Below are 21202 nucleotides of genomic sequence, written 5' to 3'. Positions count from 1 at the left end.
TGATCTCATAGTTCACGTTACTTTAAGTATTAAATAAAATGCACAGCTTAGGGAAGATGTCTGATGGATTTACTTTAATAGCCTTACAACCGGCTGCCTCAAGAATATACCAGTTAGTTAGAGGGTTTTTCGCTCAGTTGATTAACTGATTATTCAATTGTCCATGGATCAATTATTTGGAAGAGCGACCAATTTGGTCGTAAAAATGGTCCCGGTAAGTATTGGAAATAGGTAAAATAGCCTGATGAATTCGGATGCGATCTCGTTCAACGGACTCGATTTTATCCAAAGCGACCAGGTACGATTTGTGAACAAGGCAAAACCCCTGCGCCCAGAGTATCTTTTGGGTGGTTCCAACACAAATAGAGATGCCCGGAATGTCTTGTTTTCTTCGTAATGAGTCAATGTAGTGTTGGGCCTGTCAAATAGATTTATTATAAGCGTTGTCTTGAATGGCCTGTGTTCGCGGCTCTCTTGTCCAGTGGCTCGTGAGAAAGCGAATAAGCTTCCCAAAAGGAGCAGTGTTTTCATGATGTAGTGTGTTTGATTATTGATTAGACCAAAGTTGGTCCATAGTACCTCCAATCCGAACTATATTCTGCTGCCTAATTGATTTTGTCTGCCAAGAAGCCACTTTAATCGGCATCCAATTAAGCGAGTAACAATAAATCCTTTAAAACTAACATCTGTCGTGCGCATGAGGGGTGAACTCGTTTCTAGTTAAAAAAGTAGAGTTTAATGAGTTAAAAGACTTGATTGAACTTGTTTGTCAGTATTGGTTAGAAACCAATCACCAATCGACTGAAAGCTAGTGAACGGAATAGTCTATAACATCCAGATAGGGACAACAAAAAAAGCCTGACCTCATGAAGATAGGCTTTCACTCAATGAAATAGATGAACAGGAAAGTTCCTAACATTATAAGGTAAACAAATCGCTTCTCATTATGTTCTTGGCTACCTTTACAATCGCGCTGGAGTTCGAAGCCCTAGAGGCCTATGCCTGAAAAAATGGCATTGATCTCATCCACCCCAATCAACAATGCTTTTATTTATAAATCCGTTTTAGACAATCTATATTATCCGGAATGAGCAGCCCAGCAGAGCGATTAGGTAGCAACCTGCAAGAGTTAATCGAACTCCAGCAGATTACCCAGGTTCGAATTTATCTTTCCAGTGCAGCCAAGTGGCATGCTGAATCCTCAGTCTGGTCTTTCAGCGTTGGGTTTATTCAAGTTGATGATCATTCGTATAATCTCAACCAAATGCATAGCTATAGGTTAATGGATTCAACATTATCCCTCTTTTTTAGCTAGCTTAAATAGCTCAAATACTACTGTAGCTGTTACGCAACTTTCGTACTTTGGGAAGTATAGTACGAAAGCTCAAGTCTCAAATGGCCTATTGTCTGAGACGACACAGATTTCATTTGTTATTTTTGTTCACAAGCATACGAACGCTTACCTATAAACGCTTCTATTCTGATACTACATAAACGTTGGTTCCTTAGTAACAAAATAGGCTAGCTTCGCCCTTTCCTATTCCACCAGCCTATTTCTTTGCTTGAGTTCGAGCGGATTCTACCTGTACTTGTTTAATCAATTTGGCAATGACGTCACTAGTTGGCCGGTTAACACTATAGTGGTTTTGAACCTTCTGGAGATAGGCTATAAGAAGCGCATTGAAGCGGTCTTCTTCTTTGTGAGATTTCATGATTTAGGTTAAGTTAGGTATGTTACTGGTATTCAGTAATAATTTCTTACAAAGAAACAAAAAAAATACTTAAGTAAAAATACGCAATAATGCCAGCCATCGCTTATTACCAGGTATCGACTGACCGCGAGGGGAAAAGCGGGTTGAGGCTAGAAGCCTAGGAGAAATCAGTATGGCATTACACCCGGCAGTAGGGCTACCAGATCACCCGAACAGAGCCGGATTAGTGTATTTCTAAATATCAAAATAGCCTCCCAACTGAGACTATGAGAGATTTGCGTATCTATCATTCAGACGATTAAAGGTATAGTGAACGAACAGGGGATTTGTAGGGAAAATACAGCCGAGGTCGTCACTTACAAACTGGAGCAAACAGTAGTGACATGCTGCCATTGCTGGCGATTGGCTCATGGACGGCAGTTGTCATACGTAAGATAAATAGATCAGATGGCGATCGGGAGATAGTCGTACAGCTTCGGCGAAACGGGTAAGCATGCCCTGGCCAACCCCTGACTTCCTTGGATTAACTCTTTATTGCTTAAGGGGCTTTGCACGGTTTTAGTGATGATAGAACTAGTCCCAATCAATCTGGGCTTACTATATACAACCGCAATTAATTTACTCGCTTGAAGACGTATAAGTCCCCAATTAAAAACGCAGCGACATTAATGTGGCTGCGTTTTAACACTCCTCTGCCAGATAGCAGTTACTCAATGAAAACAAACACCTCATCAAACGGACTTCTTCCTAATCGATCCCATCGGCCTTTTTCTTTTTATCCTTAGCGACGGCTTTGAGTTCTTTAGCATCACTTTTCAGTTCTTTCTTTTCGGCATGTTTTAATTTACGATCCGCTTTGGCATTACGCGTTTTAGGGTCCGAAATCCCGGCAATCTCCATACCTTTACCCATGGCGGCATTCGACTTGAGCTCGTGGGCTTTGGCTACTTTTTTGTCGGCTTTCTGCTCTTTTTTCTCCGCCTTGGCTTCCTGAACAGCCTGGCCAAAACTGGTTTGGGTTAGGGTTAACATGACGACCATGGATGCCCCTAGGATAATCTTATTCATGATGTTTATCATTTTAGTGAAAGGTACCCTTACTAATTGGTTTACTTAATACTACTCAAGAGAGCGTGCTTTTGTTTGCCAACCTTGCTAAAAGTGGCTTTCCTAGCGAATTCCCTTTTCTGACGACTTGCTGAGTGAAAAACAGGTAAGTCAATCTTCCATATTGATCTATGGCAGTAATGCCATTGAGTCATTCCTGGCTTTCCACCCCAATGGGGTATGCCATCTATAAAAACCGCCTAATTGATCCCAACCTGGACGGGCGAATTGGCTGGTTGGTAAAACGAAGAATGTTGATTCTAGCAGGCTTCTTTTTATAGCCCTGGGGTATCTTACCTGCATGCTGGAATAAGTAATTTACTGATTTTACTGGCTCAGTTATTGTATATCTTGCTGATAACCCAAATGGTCACAGGGACTCCTGCTGAGGTAGAAAATACGGCATCTCAGAAAACGACCAAGAATGAACAATCCAATTGACGCTAACGAGAATGAGTTATTCTTATAATAGGTTGACTTTTTGCTTTAGCTCAGTCGTCTCACTCTCTAAGTATACTTACCCGCCGTTCAAAATAAGTTAATGGAAGCGTCGCCGTTTGAAACCAGAATAGACGTAGATTCGTCATAAAGACCTTCCATTCCTCAAAGGAGAATGGTTTCACGAAATAGGAGGCTGCCCCTTCTCGATAAGCCTGTTTAACCTGTTGTTCATTGTCATTAGCCGACAGGACAATAACCGGTATGAATTTCCCTTGTGGATCGGTTTTTAGGAGCTTTAAAAAATCCAACCCCGTTTGCAGGCCCGAAAAGAAAACGTCCACTAGAATTAATTGGGGCCCTTTCCCTTCTAAACTAAACAGATATAGAACCGCTTCTTCAAAAGTGGTAATAGATACATAATCAGCTTCTGGAAAACAAATTTTAGCGGCCCGCTGGAGCATGTCGATTACAACTCTATCATCTTCAATCAATAGGATAGTAAACCGTCCACTGCCGGGTGAACAAGGAGATGGCATAGTTTTATCTTTTATCAAAGCTACGATATTAATGAACCCAATAGATTTAGATTTCAAATTGAATACTATTTATAATCAGTCTACTAACCTACATGTATGTATGTAGATTAGTAGACTGACGATTCTTAAAATACTCTCTTTTTGAGGTATGTTTATTCACGTTTACTTAACGAGTAGTTGATGACCGCTACGCTATTGCATGGTTCTCCACTAGAACGTCCCGCTCTCTCCAGTCTAGTAATAACAATTCATTTCAGAATTACTATTGCGGGAATTCTCAATACTCCGACGGCCTAGAAAATTTTGTTTCCTACACCTTTATTACTCTGCTACCAGCTATAACAAACTAACAATCTACCCAGTCGCTGGTCATTTCTGATGTATAGAATCATACATGATCCGTATGATTCAAAGCAGCTCGGCTGGACAGGCTAAAGAGTATTTCAATGACTCGTTGCACCAATCCGACTATTACTTAAATGATCAGGAACAGCCTGGGTGTTTCTATGGACGGATAGCCGCTCGTTTTAGCATTACAGGGGTAGCGACGAAGAACGCCTTTCACGCCCTCTGCGAAAACATTAACCCAATCACGGGCCAGGCCCTTACACCTCGTAAAAAAGATAATCGCACGGTCGGGTACGACATCAATTTCCACTGTCCGAAGTCGGTTTCGATCCTTCAGGCGTTGATCGATGATAATCACATTCTGGGTGCGTTTCAGGAAAGTGTTCAGCAAACAATGCTGGATATTGAAGCCGATGCTCAGACACGGGTTCGCAAAAACGACAAGGATGAAGACCGACCAACGGGTGAACTGCTTTGGGCGAACTTTATCCACCAAACCGCAAGGCCCGTTGATAAATCAGTGCCTGATCCACATCTCCACTGTCATTCGTTTGTATTCAATGTGACGTGGGATGCCGTTGAACAGCAATTCAAGGCGGGACAATTCCGGTCAATCAAACAGGACATGCCGTATTATCAGGCGCGGTTTCACAAACGACTGGCCGATAAGCTGGTTGAGTTGGGCTATCGCATCCGACGAACGGATAAAGCCTTTGAAGTCGCTGGTGTGCCAGAAGACATCATTGACCTGTTTTCTAAACGCACCAATGAAATCGGTCAGATCGCCAAAGAACTCGGCATTACCGATCAGGCTGAACTGGATCAATTGGGAGCGCGAACCCGCGCCAAGAAGCAAAAGGGTTTGACGATGACCCAACTCAAGCAGGAATGGCGTAAACAGATATTCGCGCTGGGGATGCGAGATAAAGATGAAGGTGACCAGCCGATCCGTTTTGCCCCTGTCAAACCTTTTGCCCCTCCCTCGCCTAAACACTGTATTGATTATGCATTAGCCATGCGGTTTGAGCGCGTATCGGTTATGCAGGATCGGCGGATTCTGGAAGTCGCCTATCGGCAAGGCTTGGGCCATCCAATGTTGACTGTCGATCAGATTACCGACCGCTTTGCAGACGATAAGCGAATTATTCAGGTCAAGGATGGAGCCAAAACGCTCTGTACCACCCAAGAGGTGTTACGCGAGGAAAAACGCATGGTGGCTCTAGCGCAACAAGGCAAAGGTAAGATACCACCACTTTATCCGGTTGCCCCCGTAATCTTACTGGAAGGCGAACAGCATGAGGCCATATCTCATGTGTTGACTACCACCAATCGCGTGTCGATTATTCGAGGCCGGGCTGGAACCGGTAAGACCACGCTCATGAAAGAAGCCATTCGGCTGATCGAGGACGCAGGGCATAAAGTCACCATTGTGGCACCGACGGCGCAAGCGGCACGGGGCGTGTTACGGGAGGAAGGCTTTAGCGAAGCCGACACCGTCGCCAAATTGTTGTCCTCACCCGAACTGCAAGCGGCTTTAGCCGATGGCGTGTTGTGGGTTGATGAAGCGGGACTGTTGAACACAAAAGATATGACCACCCTGCTCACGTTGGCCATTGAAAAAAACGCCCGGCTGATTTTAAGTGGCGACACACGGCAACATAGCAGTGTCATACGTGGGGATGCTTTGCGCATTCTCAATACGGTGGCGGGTATTCAATCAGCCGAAGTCAGCCGCATCTACCGACAACGCAATCTGGACTATCGCAAAGCCGTTCAAGCCTTAGCCGATAATAAAGTTGGTGAAGCGTTTTCGGTGCTGGATAAAATTGGAGCGATCAAGACCTTGAGTCCCGTCAATTCCTTTACCGTCTTAGCCGATGATTATATAACTGCCTTGAAAAAAGGAAAATCGGCTTTGGTGATTTCACCGACGCATAAGGAAGGCGAACAGGTTACAAAAGCCATTCGCGAGAGATTGCGCGAGGCCGGGCGGATTGCCATTGCGGAAACAGACCTGCCACAACTGGTCAATACCAATCTGACAGTGGCTGAAAAAAGCGATCATCGGAATTATCGCGTTGGTCAAGTCATCCAGTTCAACCAGAAACTGGTCGGCATTGAGCGCAGTTCGCGGTGGGTGGTTCACTCTGTGGTCAATAACATTGTGCACATTCAGGATGCCAGTGGCCAGCAAACTTCCCTGCCCCTAGACCGCATGGAGCAATTCGATGTGTACCGGCCAAGCGAAATCGCGCTATCCAAAGGTGATAAAGTGCGCATTACCCGGAACGGATATGACGCAAATAAAAAACGATTGACGAACGGACAAATGCTGGATGTTATCGCCATTGAGCCGAATGGGGCTTTGCGCCTACACAACAAGGCAAGCAAAGCCACCTATACCGTTCCGGCTAACTTCGGCCATATCGCCCATGGCTATTGCCTGACCTCGCACGTGGCACAGGGCAAGACCGTCGATGAGGTCTTTATTGCGCAACCGGCTAGCAGCTTTTCGGCTACCAATCTCAACCAATTCTATGTGTCGGTGTCACGGGCGCGGGATGGTGTGCATATCTATACCGATGATAAAGCCGCTTTGCTGGCTCATGCATCTGAAGCAGGAGATCGATTGTCAGCATTAGAACTGGTGAACCGAAACAACACCAAACGAAATGCTGTCGAGCATATCATCAGAACAACACGGCCTGCACCACCGAAGGTGAAATCATCAATCAAGCGTATCAATACCCCAAGCAAGCCAAAGCCTATGCAACGAAAGCCAAACGGTTATGCACCAAGTCCAAAACTTTAGGGCGAATTTCTCGCAAGATGAGGTAGTGGATACAACCAGCGATAATCTTACTGATTACACGGTTGGTAGCACAGAGTTGCATGATATAGACAGTACAGTGCGAAATCTCTGCTTCGTATGGGAAAACGGACGACGGGCATTTTTCAATTACGCCTATCTGGTATCGGTTGACTTGGTAATCACTGACAATTTGAATGAGATACTACTTTATTTCAGTGGGCATATCGTCACGTTGAAAGGGTATCAGCTAAGCCCCTTATTCGATTTATTGTTCGATCATAGCCTCAAAACGATTAGAGCTAGCAATCCACGCTATCTGGTTGACGGGCAAACGCAGTATAGTCTTGTGACTGAAATCTTGCTTAAAAGCGAGTAATATAGGTCTTATGCGTTGATTAGACCCTTTATTCTACGCAAAATATGCGTAGAATAACCGTTTGCTTTATCAAAATTCGATAGATGAAAGCCGGACGACAACCAAGCCGTCCGGCCTGCTGATTTAATTGGCTTTCGGTTTGTTCTTACGGACAACAACCGGAATTTTCTGGCCGAGGATGTTCAAGGACAGGTTCAAGCCGTCTTTATCGCCGTGTTCCCAAGCAGCACCAACTCTGATCCAGTCAGCTTGTTCTGTATCAGCTTGCAGTTTGAGAATATAAACCGTGTGGGTTGGTTTGTTAGAACCGGTTTCGGTTTGGTTAGTCATCATCAAATCTCCTTTCTTGTGTTGTTGATGATGGAAGCGAACAAAGCTCAAGGAGCCGTGACAGCTCCCCGCAGTCGTAGATCGTTTTTACACCGTAAAAATGAGGGATAAGCGCCATGACGGACAATTGGGCTAAGCTGACATCCTCTATCAACTGACCCCAAGAAAGATGCCGTTGAAGAAACCGCCAAATCGTCCGTGAGCCAACGCATGGGTTTGTACCTTTGGAATTTAAGGTCGAGGGCTCTGCAGGGCATGAATATATTCAACGGCTTTTTGTGCGTGGGATGCGGCCTGAAAGATAAAGCGTTTGTCATCCTTGAGCACGTGCAGCCAGGACTGGATATAAGCCGCGTGATGGTCTTCCGGCTGCGGTTCAAAGCCCAGATCAGCCGCCAGAAAGCAGGCTCCCAGTTCAGCCACGAGTTCTTCCTTGCTATAGCCTTCATCACCGTATTGTTTTTTGCCGAAATCACGGTTCAACCGGTGTGGAGGTTTCGTCCAGTGACAAATTTCATGCGCTAAAACAGCATAATATCGCATGGCTGTTTCAAAGCTTTCGAACGGCGGCATTTGGATACGGTCGGTGCTCTGCGTGTAGCATGCTTTGGAACCGGTATAAATATCGGCTTTCGTCTGAGCAAAAAACTGTTCGAGTTCTTGATTACGTTCTTGTTGATTGATAAAAACGGGTTCAGGTGTTTGATAAAAACCGTCTGACAAGCCTTCGATCTGGGAGGTATTGAAGACGGTATAGCTTTTAAGAAAGGGAATCTGGCTGGATTTGACTTCGCCATTGGCATCTTCCTCTTCTTTGGTGAATTTGTCGGCATAGACAATCTGGGTGCCCTTCTCGCCTTTGCGAACAGAGGCTTTCATCTCCGTCGCCTGTTTAAAAGTCATCCAGTAGGGTGAGGTAAAGCCTTGGTCACTGGCGGCATTCCAAAGAATGAGCGTATTGATGCCGGTATAAGGAATATCATTCCAGCGAAGCGGACGCATGACCTGACTAGCTAAATGCTCAGAGTGCCACGGTTTGCGCCATGAGAGATTGCCGCTTTCAAGATCGGTTAGGATTTTAGCCGTAACACGGGCATAAATATCTTGTTGAGGCTGTTCGGCAGGGCTTGATGTGTTTTTGCGGGGAATCAGTTTGGTCATGTATCATGCTCCAATGGTTGGGATTACAGGGAATGAAAAAACACGGCGGCTTAGCGAGAGAACCAACCAGAATTTTGGTGGGGCGGGGAATGCAAAGCAGGCGAAAATTGTGGTTGGCGAGTGAGTGGCGTCGGGTATAGACCAACAAGTAACTCTGGCCTTTGGCAGAATGAAAATTGAACCGGTGACCGTTAGCGTGGCATACAGCCCTCGTCGGCAAAGGAGTAGTAATTACGCGATGTGACAATCAAGTGATCAAGAACAGCAATATCGAGCAGCTTGCCGCACTCGGACAGTTTCCGCGTCAGCGCTAAATCTTGTGGACTAGGTTGGAGGTTTTGGGATGGGTGGTTATGTGCCAAAATAATACTGCAAGCATTGGCTTTGAGTGCTGTCACAAAAATCACTTTGGGATCGACAATGCAAGCGGTCATACCGCCCGTGGCGATGTCAGAGATTGCTAAGCAATTATTCTTCCGATCCAGTAGCAGAATTTTGAACTGTTCGAGCAATTCCAGCTTATTTTCATCCCAAGCCGAACGCAGAATTTCGTAAGCTGTTGCGGAGCGGGTAATTTGAATCCGATCCTGATACGGCGTTTTGTTACGGTAGCTGATCTCAACTTCGTTGACAGTAAACAGCGATTGAATGTTCAGTTGTGACATTCTTACCTCTCTTTACAGCGTCAAGTTGAGTTTGTGCATATGCCACGCATTGACATCCTTGTGCGGAGTATAAACTTTGTTCATGGGCGTATGCCGCAAATCGGTCTGCGTCTGACAGAATTCAGCGATGATATTGGTCGCTTTTGCTCCGGCCTCGTCGTTATCCATCCAGCTATACGCAACGCGGTAACCGTAATTCTGCATATAGGGAATGGCTTGTTTCAGACAGGAAAGCGAGTTGAGAATGATAGCATCGTCGGCAAGGCCGCTGCCCTGCAACTGGCTGATGGCTGACAGATAATCCATGAAGCCTTCAAAGAGATGAATACCTTCCGGCTTCGGCGTTTTCCCCCGAACAAAACTAATCGTTTTCGGACGTAAACAGCCTTTAAAGAAGGGATTGCGCAGTTCAAAGCCACCCTCTTCGTTGGGAAAACCAAGTGCGGTAAAATACTTGTCCGTCCGCGTATTCTGAACGCGAAGTTCCTTGAGATAGCGACGGGCAATCGGAAGTAGAATACCGCGCTTATCCAGATAATGGATTAGCCCTACATGTTGAATAGATCGTTTTGATTTCAGGACCAATGATCCATCATCATGATTTCGATGCTCGTCAGCCCGATAAATGGGTGTCATCTCATATGCAACAACACCCATATTGCCAATCCAGCGCAACGCATCCGAAACCGTATGGGCTTCCCGTGTGAATTGTAGATAGGCAGTAGCCAAATCTACGGCGTCCCCTCCTCGACCGTCGCCGAAATCGTGCCAACGATTGGTCTTGGTATCGACCCAAAAGCTAGGCGTTTTTTCGTCTCGTACGGGAGATAAATAGAATGCCTTATCGGCGGTCCTACGTTGGGGGTGAATACCCAATTTGGCTAGAATCTCGACAATAGCTATCGCTTTCGCCTGATCAATGTTCACGGGCGATCTCCTCAAACATGAGTGGAATGAATGAAAGTTATTTACTGCTGAAGTTGGCGCTCGATGAATTTGTCCAACTCCGACCGGCGGTAGCGAACGGATCGCCCTACTTTGACGGGTTTGAGATCATAACGTTTCGTGCAATCCCAAACCGCAAGGGTACCTGGAGAGATCCGCAGGTATTTAGCCGCGCTCTTTCGGTCCAGCAGCGGTTCTGGAGGAGTTCTATGGGGCATGTATCATCCTTGGTAAGGGGGCGTATCGATCATCGGCAAGGGCAATGTGCCGTTTACGTCCAGAAGCTAAATAAGTTTAGGAATGACTGTCAATTCAATTGATGGTTGATTAATAACTGATAACAACGATCTATCAACAAACGGGTTGTTATCGAAAATGAGGTCTAGTGCCAGACATGAATCATCAACATTACGTACCGGTACGAGTGATTCTATTCCTTCGGCTTAGGTCTTATTGAGTCATGTATATCCGTTTTTAATGGAATGACATTTTCCAACCCTCCCATCAAAAGGGTTGTATACCATTTAGCTGATCCATCAGGCCCTATTTTCGCTCCATCAACTTAGTCACGGCTGGAAGCCGGGGAACGGGGCCACTAATTCCCCAAACACGATGGCTTCGCTGCCAAGACAATCATACATCCACTCTCATGAGCAACGCCGATGAAGTCAGAAGAGCCGAAACCAATAAAAAGCCCTGAAAGCGATGCCTACCATGGCCTGGTTGAGCACATGCATGAACTTTATCAGGGCGTATTATCCGAACGGGATGCTCATCAAGCAGCCCGAAATCTGATTGGCTTTTGTCAAGTATTGCTTGAAATCAAACGCCAAAACCCCTAGGATAGGCTTATGGGCCGGAAAGTCATTGATATCAGCCAACGCCAGACAACGGCTACCAAAGCTGTTATTCTCACGCGCGTATCGTCCAAAGAGCAGGAAGAAGGCTATTCCATCGAAGCTCAGAAGCATCGGTTACAACTCTACTGCCAACGACGCAATCTCTCCATCTTGAAAGTCTTTGAACTGGTGGAATCCTCCACGCAAGGGGATCGCAAGCAGTTCACGGCCATGATCAAATTTGTTAAAAGCCATCGGGAACCCATTGCTATTGTGGCCGACAAAGTAGATCGTGTTCAGCGTTCGTTTAAAGAATACCCAATGCTGGATGCGCTGATCCAGGACGGACGAATTGAACTGCATTTCAATTCAGAAAATTACATCATCCATAAAAATTCGGTTAGTCAGGAACGGCTCATGTGGTCAATGGGTGTGATCATGGCGCAGTCCTACGTCGATAGCTTACGCGATAACGTCAAACGCTCGATCGATCATAAAATCAGACAAGGCGAATGCATTTCACTAGCTCCTTTGGGCTATCTGAACGTCAAGGATAGCCGCCGACGAGGGGATGTGATTGTTGACCCTGATCGGGCGTTACTCGTTCGTCGAATATTTGAAACTTATGCCGTTGGCACTAGCACGTTAGCCGAGCTACGCCAGCAAACGATGAGTTGGGGGCTCAAGACACGCTTTGGCAAACAGGGTTATCTCACCAAATCCCAACTCCACCAGCTCATCACCAATCCGTTCTACTATGGCCGGATGAGCGTCAAAGGCCAACTGCATGACCATCGGTATCCACCACTGATTTCCAAAAGCCTGTTCGATCAATGTCAGGCGGTTTTGCAAGGCTGGCATAAAAAGCCGTTTCAGTGGGCGGGTAAAGAATATATTTTTCGTGGTGTGTTAACCTGTGCCACAACGGGCCGAATGGTTACCGCTGATACCAAGAAGAAAACCTATGTCAGCGGTGAGACCGCTCAATGGACCTATCTACGCTGTAGTGATCCTGCCAATCCTACTAAAACGATGTGGGTTCGTGAAGAAGAGATTTTAGCCCAAGTTGAGCAGGTCTTAAAACGGATACAGATTCCAGCCGATACATTAGTCAAAGTACTGGCCTATATCCGTGAAACTGATCAAGCTGAACGGGTCTTTTTGCGTCGCCAGATGGGTGAGTTGCAACGACAACATGCCCTGCTTCAAAATCGGCTGGATACACTAATGGATTTACTGCTGGATGGCACCATCGATCGCCACGATTTTGACACCAAGAAGTCCAGTTTACGGAGCCAGCAGATGGATGTGGAGAATCACATGGCTGCGAATCGTGAGGGCGATGATAGTTTCAAGAATTCGTTGATTTCGCTGGTATCCTTGTCATCACAAGCCCATGAGTTATTCACCCTTTCGAGTGTTGAGCAGAAGCGTAAGCTCATCAATTTCGTATTTGCGAACCTGTCGCTAAACGGACGAACTCTTTGTTTTTCCTTAAGAAAACCGTTCGATCAGTTCATCAATTGTACCTATGAACAAGAATGGCTGTCCCTAGTTGATACACTGCGAACCGACCTAGATGTACGAAGCTTAATCGTTGATAACCTCGTTAACTGTCATTTTCACGATCTTATTGGAAGACAAAGCCCGCCCTAAATTCATTGATTCAATTTATAAAGAGGAAATAACATGCCTGACGATTAAAAAAGGCTAAAGACGATATTGGTTTTTGAGTGTTGTCAATTTAAATAGCGTATATGAAAGATTCTTCGTCTCAGATGGGAGCGTATTTTGAGACATAGGTAGTTTCAGTGCTAAAGCTTAATTGACTGTTGCAAGTCCACTGCATAAACTATAAGCTCAAGCCGCTTATTAAAAAAATTGTTAAGTTTTTTTAGTCAATCACTGGTGAGAAAGCAGCTGTGGCTATAGTGCCTTCCTCCCAAGTCCATTGAGGTGTTCCGGTTTATCTGCTGGCAGCGGGCGACCATCCGTTTGAAGAAGGCCTTACTGAATCGCTTATTCTCTTTTTAACGAAACGTTGGCCCGGCCCTTTTGTACATTTTATTTGACGACGTAAAAGCTGTATATGGTTAAAACTATTACATACCTCACATTAATCCAACACTACAAGACCACTCATTAACACCATTCTTTTACCGCTTGTCCCCTAATTTAACTGTTGACCTAAAACGAAGTATAGTTTTTGCTCTTATTTGACTAGACATATTATGAGTAAATCAGTATTTAAAAAAGTCGTTTTCGTATTGAAAAACGACTTTTTTGCTTTAAGCAAAACTGAAGACGACTCTTAATTAGTGTCATGCTATAGAAGCTTTTTTTTCTTCTTCAGCAATGATCAGTCAGATAGGTTGTTATGGCTACGAATGTATTCGCCAGGAGACATGCCAATAATCTCCTTGAAGCGTCTATTAAAATTAGATAAGTTGGTATAACCACAAGAAATTGCAATCTGGTTAATAGATTGTTTCGATGCGCGCAGATATCGACAGGCCTGCTCAATTCGAACCTCATTTAGTAGTGTTGAAAATGTTTTTCGGGTATGTTGACGAAAAACCGACAAAATGCACCTGGGGTCAAATTAGCCCTGTAGGCTACATTTTTCAGGGTAATCGGCAAGTAATAATTTTCGAGAATATAAGAAAATACGCGTTCGAGCCGCTGTTGATCTTCGGGGCGTTGCGGATATGAAAAGGAGGTCGCAGACAGCACCTCCCGATTTGTTTGGGTGCATAAATAGTCAAGTATACTCAATAAAGACAAAAACTGTTGCGGAGGGGCTGTGTTGGTAAAGACTTAAATTTTCTAAGTAGCGAATGCCCATCCTGACACCGGAATCGTACCCCATGCTGTGACTCCTGCAGTAGTTGCAGCAAATGCCGAGTTTCGGGTAAACAGAATACGGTTGATTCCAGGTGTTCGGCCCGAAAAAATACGGAAGTCGCAACCGAACGCCGGGTAGATTCGGGGGCTAGATAGTCGGGATCACTACATAGTACATGTGGAAGGTTGGGCCCTAACATCAGTAAATCATTGCAGCCGAACCGATCTATTTTGTCACCAACAATCAATGTGCCTTCCCCTTCTTGAATAAGCGTCAATTGAATTTCGGAATGAAAATGCAAACGCCTGTAAAAAGTGAGTAGAGTTGTCATGTTCTATTTGAAAGCTACGGTCTTCAATTGACGGCACTCTAAATAACAAGGGTTTCATTGGTAGATATTTATCAAATAAAGTACATTTTGTATTTAAAAATAGTGAAAATAATATTAGTATAGGTCAATTACAGGCAATTTCACTTAGATAGGTATGAGTAATTTTACTGGGTAATTCGTACATACTCTATATGCCCTAATCGCATGAACGTTTCTGTTGCCTGGACGGGCGTTTATCCAGCGCTTCTTACGCCATTTACTATTGATGATCAGCTTGATTTATCCCTGTTCAAAAAAAACGTAGAAGCCCAACTTGAAAATGGGGTACATGGCTTTATCATCGGAGGATCTCTAGGAGAAGCTAGCACGCTACTTAATCAAGAGAAAATGCAACTGCTGCGAGCTACGCTATCGGTTTCCGGTGGAAAAGTTCCGGTGATAGTTAACATAGCTGAACAAGCCACCAGACAGTCTATTGCCTGTGCTCAAGAAGCCGAATCGGCTGGTGCTCGTGGCCTAATGCTTATACCTCCTATGCGCTACTTTGCCGATGCACGGGAGACCGTTACATACTTTAGGGCTGTGGCGCAGGAAAGCGCGCTACCGATCATGATTTATAATAATCCCTTTGATTATTAAATCATGACAACCTTAAGCATGTTCGAGGAGCTGACTCAACAACCAAATATTCAAGCCGTGAAAGAATCCACTCGTGATATGACCAGTATAACCCGGATGCGAAATGCATTTGGTGATCGGTTCAAATTGATGGGTGGCGTAGATGCGTTGGCTTTGGAAGCCTTGCTGCTTGGTTGTGATGGCTGGGTGGCTGGATGGGTCGATGCCTTTCTAAAGGAGACCATCGCCATTTATGAACTAATCAGAACAGGACAGATTACTGAAGCACTAGAGATTTACCGATGGTTTATGCCACTACTGGAGTTAGATATTCACCCTAAGCTGGTTCAATACATCAAATTGGCTGTTACCGTTACTGGCATTGGTTCCGAATATGTACGAGCACCTCGTTTGTCACTCACTGGAGCCGAACGGGAGCTGATATTTGAGACTATTCAAACAGCTTTAGCTAACCGACCATTTATCGATGCGAGTGCGTAATTCATAAGCGTCAACTGCAACGGCGGGCCTTTATACTCTATTCAATAAATCTACCATTCAATCATTTCATATATGGCGCACATTGGTGTTGTGGGCGGAGGCATTATTGGGCTCTGCTCAGCCTATTATTTACAGAAGGCAGGCCATCAAGTTACTCTGTTTGATCAGGACAATATTGCAGATGGATGTTCATTTGGAAATGCGGGAATGATTGTTCCTAGCCATATTATTCCGTTGACGCAGCCCGGTATAATTGCTAAAGGAATGCGCTGGATGATGAAATCGACTAGTCCTTTCTACATTAAACCCCAATTCAATAAAGAGTTGCTGCGATGGGGCTGGTTATTTTATCGACATGCAACACCTGAACATGTGGAACGTTCGGTTCCGGTATTACGCAACCTAAGCCTGTTAAGCAAAATGCTTTATCAAGACTTAGCTACCAACGGTGATTTGACATTCGAATGGCAAGAACGGGGCCTATTAATGCTCTACAAAACCGTTTCGGCGGAGTACGAAATGGCTGAAGAAGCTGAGGTAGCGAACTGGGCAGGTATTCAGGCGAAGATCCTTAGCGGTCATCAGGTGCAGGATATGGAACCCAATGTGCGAGTTGATGTGAGAGGTGGTGTATGGTATCCTGGCGATGCTCACCTCAATCCTGGCCAGCTAATGCGATCATTGGTGACTTATCTGCAGAAAAATCGAGTACAAATTTTGGAAAACCATTCTGTCACAGGTTTTAACAAAACCGGTTCACTGATTAGCGCAATACAAACTCAACATGGAACCTACCAAGTCGATACTGTAGTTGTGGCAGCTGGTGCCTGGTCACCTACTATTACCCGAATGCTTGGGTCAGACCTCTGCATTCAAGGAGGAAAAGGGTATAGTTTCATGCTTCGAAACATAGACAACAACCTGCGCGTACCGGCCATCCTGCTTGAAGCCCGCGCTACAGCGACCCCAATGGGACATGATTTGCGGCTGGCCGGAACACTAGAAGTGGCTGATACAGATAGGACCATAAACATGAATCGGGTACGCGGGATTGTGCAATCCATTGCTAATTACTACCCCGATATTAAGGTCAATATGCCAACGGTCGAAACGGTATGGCGTGGGCTACGTCCCTGTTCACCAGATGGACTGCCCTACATTGGAAAGTTTACACGTTTCGACAACGTTATATTGGCGACGGGCCATGGCATGATAGGGCTCAGTCTGGCACCAGCGACAGGTAAATTAGTTAGCGAAATTATCGATAATCAGACTACCAGCCTGGATATTAGCGCTTTCCGTCCAGATCGATTTTGATTATCAAGGGGCATTTGAGCGATGATTGTGAGACTGGTGTTTCAGGCAACAGGTAAGGCCAAAATCTATAGTATAATTTTGTCCAGGCTTGATCGACATCAACCGATTGCTTTATTGGAGGACAATAATCCTAATTTTTGATTTCTCTGTAAGAATGCTTTCATGAATGAAGGCCGAAATCGTTTACTGATGGGAATCTCCTGATCATTAACCAATAGGCGAGTTTGCTCAACCCTGGTTATATAATTGACGTTAATACTATATTGCTTGTGTGTTCGAATTAAATCGCTCTTAATTTCTGCCAACAATTGCCGCATTGATTTCTTGACAATAAATTTCCTTCCGGTCGTAACAAGGTGCGTATAATTTCCTTCCGATTGTAAGAAAACAATATCCGAATGGTCAATGCGGTATTGGCCTTTGCCTTGTCTGACAACGAAGTACGTATCTTTAGTAGTTGGAGATACTATTGACTCTGTACTTTTAGAAGAAGTAGAGGATTGCAATAATAAATTGATCGACCCTAATAATGTGCAGGTTTCAACAGGCTTTACTATGTAAGCAAACAAGTTTTTACTCTTCAGTGATTCATACACATGAATATCCTTTACAATGGTTATAAAAATGGTAGGAATCGTCTGCTCGTAAACGAAATTTAAACTGGTACCTTGTTGTAAAAAAATATCAGCTATTAACAAATCTGGTTTAGTTTTTCGGATGGCCTTTTGAGCATCATTGATATTAGTTACACAAACATTTCTATTGTAACCAACCGCCTGAAGTTGACTCGTTAAACGAACTTGTTCTATAACGTTATCTTCAAGGATAAGTATTTTTAACATACACTACACTACATCAATTAAATATTATATAAAGATATATGAATTAACTTTTCGCCTTATCTCTGCTAAACATATATTTAATCAACTTCGGTGATTTCCGGTATAAAAAAGGGGGGAAACAGGGAATATAGGTATTGATCAAAAGTTTGCACGGGGTAACAACAGAAAGACTTGAGTTCCCTGCTCCAATTTACTCTCGATAAATACAGAACCTTGATTTCGAATAGTAAAATCACGAACAAGCATTAAGCCCATCCCCATCCCCACTTGTTCAGGATACGTAATGCGACGGCCTGCCAGCACGTCTTGTATGATTTCTAACTGTGATTTTTTGATTCCTACCCCGTTGTCAGTGACCATAATTTGTACCATGTTACTGTCTATTTTTTCTTCGCATGCAATAAGGATGTCCCCCTGTTCTGAACAGTTCTTGATCGCATTATCGATGAGGTTCCGCAGTATAAGCTTCAGGGCGTTCGGATCGGCAAAAAGGGTCAGATCAGATGGACATTGCAAGGTTATCGTTATTTTATCATACTTCGTAAGCAATTCGAATATATTCACAACTTTATGCATAATGTCAGCAACCTCCAGATTTTCAGGTTGGTAGGGAATTGGCTCGTGCTGGCTTATTGCCCAAAGGATGAGGTTGTCAAGCATCGTTTCCAACGCTAAACTAGTCGAATCTATGTCTTGAGAAATTGCTTTTATTTTCAGAAAATCACCTGCTTTTAACAGATTATTGAGTATGTCGGCCAAGCCCCGAAAAGAGATAAGTGGCCTACGCATATCGTGAGCAATTATTCGTATGAAATAGCTGTGTGCACTGCTAAGTTGCTTCATTTCCTGAAGCGTATTGATAAGATTGATATTAGCCTGGGTGAGTTCTTCTTGCTTTTGCCTAAGCTGAAAGGCCAACATTAAAACAACGAGCAATAAAAGGCTCACTACAAATAAAACAAGCAAATAGGTTGTACTCAGGGTGAACAGATAAGGGTCACTAAGTATAATATTCTTTATAAAAAGAAGAACTTTCGCTTGGTACATACATTGAATGTTGGATAAATACAGCCACGCAAATCGAACTGACCTGATCAACAACTTTTAATCCTGCTTTTTCTCTACTACCTCATAAGTAGCTGGTTGCGGTGTGCATGGGTATCCATGTATTAGCATTGTCGCAACTTGGCTATCTATCTACCATTTAGCTAAGAGAAAAACCATCGTTGTATTCCGTTTGGCAAAGTAACCAAATGTGAACAACCTTCCTCTCAATTTTCACACCAAACGATATTGGGAAAAAACACCCTTCCGGTTATGTACATAATCAGTTCTTTCTTCACCATATAGTTAACCATACATACGATAAAGTATAATTGTTGCTCCGGTTATTATGCATCCTGCTTCCTATAAAGCAGATTAATTTTTGAACAAACAGCTATAACATTTAACGAAACAATGCATATGAACCCCCTGAATGCAAGTCAGTATTGCCATATGTTAACTCTGGCCAATTATCACAAATACACAAAGGAGAAACGCAAATAAGCCTGCTGAAGAGAAACCGATTAGCGGATAAATAGAAAGTTTGGTTTATGTAAACCCATTTAAATACAACACAATTCACTTATGAAATCATATATACTTAGTAACTGGATACGGACTATTCTACTGGCACTTGTTGTTCAGGGAATAGTGGTCGAGGGCTATGCGCAGGGATCGCAGGTCATTCCGGCAGGTTCCTTTATTGTGAATATGGGCGTTTCAAGCCAGACCTATAACAGTGGCCTGAAGCCTTATGGGTTGCTCTACGATTTACTCAAAAACCGGAACGCTACTGTACTCTGGGCCATCAACAGTACCAAATCAAAAGATGCAGCTGACTTCACCTATAACGGTGTCGACTACAAAGGAGGAACGTTAATTATTACGGCACCTTATCGAACATCAGCTGTCAATGCAACGATTAACACGTGGATCGCTAAGGGTGTTCAGGGTGTAACAACTACCTCTGATTTTACCGCTGAAATCTACTCTACCTTTCGGGTAGCGCCACGGTGGACACTTGATTTACAGAATGGAGCAATCGCTCAGGGCTTTCTGGATAATGCCGGAATCCCAGGAACAGCTTATGGAGGCACAGATAAAAAGGGCTGGAAGGATCCTATTGATCTGGGAGCCTGTGACGACATATTTGTCATGCCTCATGCTGACCCAACCTGGGCTACTCACAGCAATCTGTATTATTGGAATAAAACCTATAAGGGGGCTATCTGGGCTGGCTGTCATGCGGTATCGGTTATGGAAGGCCTGAGTGGTACTGATTCACGGGTTGATCCAGCTAATCCCAATACCGTCTATAAAATGAACTTTCTGACGCAAACGGGTCTGATCAATTACAAGAACCACGCGGACGGTAGCACCCCTTATACGACGATCTATCCGACTGATCCTATTATGCAGTTTATGGGGGTTACGGATGCGGCCCAGCAAAATGGTTCTGAGCAGATTTATTTACCGTTACTAGGCGGTGGCTGGCTACCCAGCACAACCCGAGTTTCGGTATACGATCCTACGCAGACCGATGTGACAGCGGGTAAATCACCGGGCCAGGCAGCATTAATTGCTTACGGTAGAGGCTTTGGCGACAATAATCGGGGGTTGGTGATGTATGAAGCAGCCCATAATATAGACATAGGTAATAATGCCGCGAGTGTGGCGGCTCAACGGGCCTTTCTAAACTTTAGTTTTTTAGCCGCGAATGATAAAGCCGTTCTCCCTACTATAACGGGTATGAGTGGCTCCAGCACAATTACATCAGGACAGTCGCTTAACCTATCGGCTGTATTACCACAGGGTGCACTTCCGTCAAGTTATACGTTTACATGGAGTTCGCCTTGTGGAGGTACATTTTCCCCTGGCGCCAATTCGCAAAACATACAGTTTACAGCACCCACTGTAACATCAGGTAGTGTTAATTGCCTGATCACTGTTGTCATTACCGACATATGTGGACGCGAATTCTTCGATACGAAGACGATAACCATTGCGGCTCCGCTGCCGAAGCAGCCTATTTCAGGCTTCGTCTTCAATGATGCCAATAGCGATGGAACCAAAGGGGGAACCGAAAACGGCGTTGGATTACCAGTATATGTAAAATTAGTTCCTAAGTCTGGCAATACCTGTGGCACAACGGCTGTGTCAGCCGTAGCGGCTAATACAAGCACAGGGGCTTATAGTTTCTCCGCCGTTGAGACAGGTACGTATTGTTTGGTAGTTGATGACAACACGACCCTGACTGACGTAACGCCTACTTTGCCTGCTGGTTACTCAGCAACGACGTCTACCATTATTACCAGTGTGACAGTGAGCAGTACATCGGTAACGGATCAGAACTTCGGTTTGAAAGCCAGCCCACCTACTCCGGTTAATGATGTCGCTAGCACCGCTCAAAATACCTCAGTTACCGCTTCGGT

The 21202-nt window shown here is 44.5% G+C and carries 17 protein-coding genes and 1 pseudogene; 7 read left to right on the top strand and 11 right to left on the bottom strand.

Annotation, left to right across the window (positions count from 1 at the left end):
* Window positions 1-172: 172 nt before the first annotated feature.
* The 3 genes from BGO59_RS34725 to BGO59_RS34715 all read right to left on the bottom strand — a co-directional run bounded on the left by BGO59_RS34725 (window position 173) and on the right by BGO59_RS34715 (window position 3853).
* Window positions 173-340 (bottom strand): LytTR family transcriptional regulator DNA-binding domain-containing protein, encoded by a 168-nt coding sequence (locus BGO59_RS34725; RefSeq protein WP_293692206.1) that lies wholly within the window; start codon window positions 338-340, stop codon window positions 173-175.
* 2119 nt (window positions 341-2459) lie between these two features.
* Window positions 2460-2780, bottom strand: a complete 321-nt coding sequence (locus tag BGO59_RS34720; protein ID WP_293692021.1) for a hypothetical protein — start codon at window positions 2778-2780, stop codon at window positions 2460-2462.
* 539 nt (window positions 2781-3319) lie between these two features.
* On the bottom strand, window positions 3320-3853 hold the full coding sequence (locus BGO59_RS34715; RefSeq protein WP_293692019.1) for a response regulator: 534 nt from the start codon (window positions 3851-3853) through the stop codon (window positions 3320-3322).
* A gap of 346 nt (window positions 3854-4199) precedes the next feature.
* Here BGO59_RS34715 and mobF point away from each other — a divergent pair, with 346 nt between their 5' ends.
* Together mobF and BGO59_RS34705 are read left to right on the top strand one after the other, a co-directional pair.
* The gene (mobF, locus tag BGO59_RS34710; RefSeq protein ID WP_293692017.1) at window positions 4200-6956 is read left to right on the top strand and encodes a MobF family relaxase; all 2757 of its coding nucleotides are present in this window, start codon (window positions 4200-4202) and stop codon (window positions 6954-6956) included.
* The gene (locus BGO59_RS34705; RefSeq protein WP_293692015.1) at window positions 6934-7332 is read left to right on the top strand and encodes a hypothetical protein; all 399 of its coding nucleotides are present in this window, start codon (window positions 6934-6936) and stop codon (window positions 7330-7332) included. The genes mobF and BGO59_RS34705 overlap by 23 nt, the downstream gene beginning before the upstream one ends.
* Window positions 7333-7455: 123 nt before the next feature.
* On the opposite strand, the gene BGO59_RS34700 is transcribed toward BGO59_RS34705, so the two are convergent.
* From BGO59_RS34700 to BGO59_RS34680, 5 genes are all read right to left on the bottom strand, one after another.
* The gene (locus BGO59_RS34700; RefSeq protein WP_293692013.1) at window positions 7456-7713 is read right to left on the bottom strand and encodes a hypothetical protein; all 258 of its coding nucleotides are present in this window, start codon (window positions 7711-7713) and stop codon (window positions 7456-7458) included.
* A 180-nt stretch (window positions 7714-7893) separates the two neighbouring features.
* Window positions 7894-8823, bottom strand: a complete 930-nt coding sequence (locus tag BGO59_RS34695; RefSeq protein ID WP_293692011.1) for a zincin-like metallopeptidase domain-containing protein — start codon at window positions 8821-8823, stop codon at window positions 7894-7896.
* Between the two features lie 191 nt (window positions 8824-9014).
* Window positions 9015-9488: a JAB domain-containing protein gene (locus BGO59_RS34690; protein ID WP_293692010.1), complete on the bottom strand. Its 474-nt coding sequence runs from the start codon at window positions 9486-9488 to the stop codon at window positions 9015-9017.
* 12 nt (window positions 9489-9500) lie between these two features.
* Window positions 9501-10415, bottom strand: a complete 915-nt coding sequence (locus BGO59_RS34685) for a toprim domain-containing protein (protein ID WP_293692008.1) — start codon at window positions 10413-10415, stop codon at window positions 9501-9503.
* Window positions 10416-10456: 41 nt separating this feature from the next.
* Entirely contained in the window at window positions 10457-10651 is a 195-nt protein-coding gene (locus BGO59_RS34680) for a helix-turn-helix domain-containing protein (RefSeq protein WP_293692006.1), read from the bottom strand.
* Window positions 10652-11095: 444 nt separating this feature from the next.
* Between BGO59_RS34680 and BGO59_RS34675 the strand changes: the two genes are divergently transcribed.
* On the top strand, window positions 11096-11275 hold the full coding sequence (locus BGO59_RS34675; RefSeq protein WP_293692004.1) for a hypothetical protein: 180 nt from the start codon (window positions 11096-11098) through the stop codon (window positions 11273-11275).
* Between the two features lie 9 nt (window positions 11276-11284).
* On the top strand, window positions 11285-12928 hold the full coding sequence (locus BGO59_RS34670) for a recombinase family protein (RefSeq protein ID WP_293692002.1): 1644 nt from the start codon (window positions 11285-11287) through the stop codon (window positions 12926-12928).
* Window positions 12929-13631: 703 nt separating this feature from the next.
* Here BGO59_RS34670 and BGO59_RS34665 read toward each other — a convergent pair.
* Window positions 13632-13856, bottom strand: a complete 225-nt coding sequence (locus BGO59_RS34665; protein ID WP_293692000.1) for a helix-turn-helix transcriptional regulator — start codon at window positions 13854-13856, stop codon at window positions 13632-13634.
* Between the two features lie 796 nt (window positions 13857-14652).
* Here BGO59_RS34665 and BGO59_RS34660 point away from each other — a divergent pair.
* Together BGO59_RS34660 and BGO59_RS34655 are read left to right on the top strand one after the other, a co-directional pair.
* Window positions 14653-15567 (top strand): annotated as a pseudogene (locus BGO59_RS34660) (dihydrodipicolinate synthase family protein).
* A 72-nt stretch (window positions 15568-15639) separates the two neighbouring features.
* Entirely contained in the window at window positions 15640-16884 is a 1245-nt protein-coding gene (locus BGO59_RS34655; RefSeq protein WP_293691998.1) for an FAD-binding oxidoreductase, read from the top strand.
* A gap of 98 nt (window positions 16885-16982) precedes the next feature.
* Here the strand turns inward: BGO59_RS34655 and BGO59_RS34650 are convergent, their stop codons facing one another.
* Together BGO59_RS34650 and BGO59_RS34645 are read right to left on the bottom strand one after the other, a co-directional pair.
* Complete coding sequence (locus tag BGO59_RS34650) at window positions 16983-17726, bottom strand: LytTR family DNA-binding domain-containing protein (RefSeq protein ID WP_293691996.1); 744 nt, start codon at window positions 17724-17726, stop codon at window positions 16983-16985.
* Between the two features lie 138 nt (window positions 17727-17864).
* Window positions 17865-18773, bottom strand: coding sequence for a HAMP domain-containing sensor histidine kinase (locus BGO59_RS34645; protein ID WP_293691994.1), 909 nt, complete (start codon window positions 18771-18773; stop codon window positions 17865-17867).
* Between the two features lie 582 nt (window positions 18774-19355).
* Here BGO59_RS34645 and BGO59_RS34640 point away from each other — a divergent pair.
* Window positions 19356-21202: SdrD B-like domain-containing protein (locus BGO59_RS34640; RefSeq protein ID WP_293691992.1), on the top strand; the 1847-nt coding region annotated here is incomplete at its 3' end.

This window comes from Spirosoma sp. 48-14, assembly GCF_001898575.1.
Taxonomy (GTDB): Bacteria; Bacteroidota; Bacteroidia; order Cytophagales; family Spirosomataceae; genus Spirosoma.
Note: the sequence above shows the minus strand (reverse complement) of the source record. Positions and strands in the feature narration are given on the sequence as shown.

Bases quoted from the DNA above. Each gene is read 5' to 3' on its own strand.
- BGO59_RS34720 (WP_293692021.1), bottom strand. From the start codon at position 2,780: ATGAATAAGATTATCCTAGGGGCATCCATGGTCGTCATGTTAACCCTA.
- mobF (WP_293692017.1), top strand. From the start codon at position 4,200: ATGATTCAAAGCAGCTCGGCTGGACAGGCTAAAGAGTATTTCAATGAC.
- BGO59_RS34705 (WP_293692015.1), top strand. From the start codon at position 6,934: ATGCACCAAGTCCAAAACTTTAGGGCGAATTTCTCGCAAGATGAGGTA.
- BGO59_RS34695 (WP_293692011.1), bottom strand. From the start codon at position 8,823: ATGACCAAACTGATTCCCCGCAAAAACACATCAAGCCCTGCCGAACAG.
- BGO59_RS34690 (WP_293692010.1), bottom strand. From the start codon at position 9,488: ATGTCACAACTGAACATTCAATCGCTGTTTACTGTCAACGAAGTTGAG.
- BGO59_RS34680 (WP_293692006.1), bottom strand. From the start codon at position 10,651: ATGCCCCATAGAACTCCTCCAGAACCGCTGCTGGACCGAAAGAGCGCG.
- BGO59_RS34675 (WP_293692004.1), top strand. From the start codon at position 11,096: ATGAAGTCAGAAGAGCCGAAACCAATAAAAAGCCCTGAAAGCGATGCC.
- BGO59_RS34670 (WP_293692002.1), top strand. From the start codon at position 11,285: ATGGGCCGGAAAGTCATTGATATCAGCCAACGCCAGACAACGGCTACC.
- BGO59_RS34655 (WP_293691998.1), top strand. From the start codon at position 15,640: ATGGCGCACATTGGTGTTGTGGGCGGAGGCATTATTGGGCTCTGCTCA.
- BGO59_RS34650 (WP_293691996.1), bottom strand. From the start codon at position 17,726: ATGTTAAAAATACTTATCCTTGAAGATAACGTTATAGAACAAGTTCGT.
- BGO59_RS34645 (WP_293691994.1), bottom strand. From the start codon at position 18,773: ATGTACCAAGCGAAAGTTCTTCTTTTTATAAAGAATATTATACTTAGT.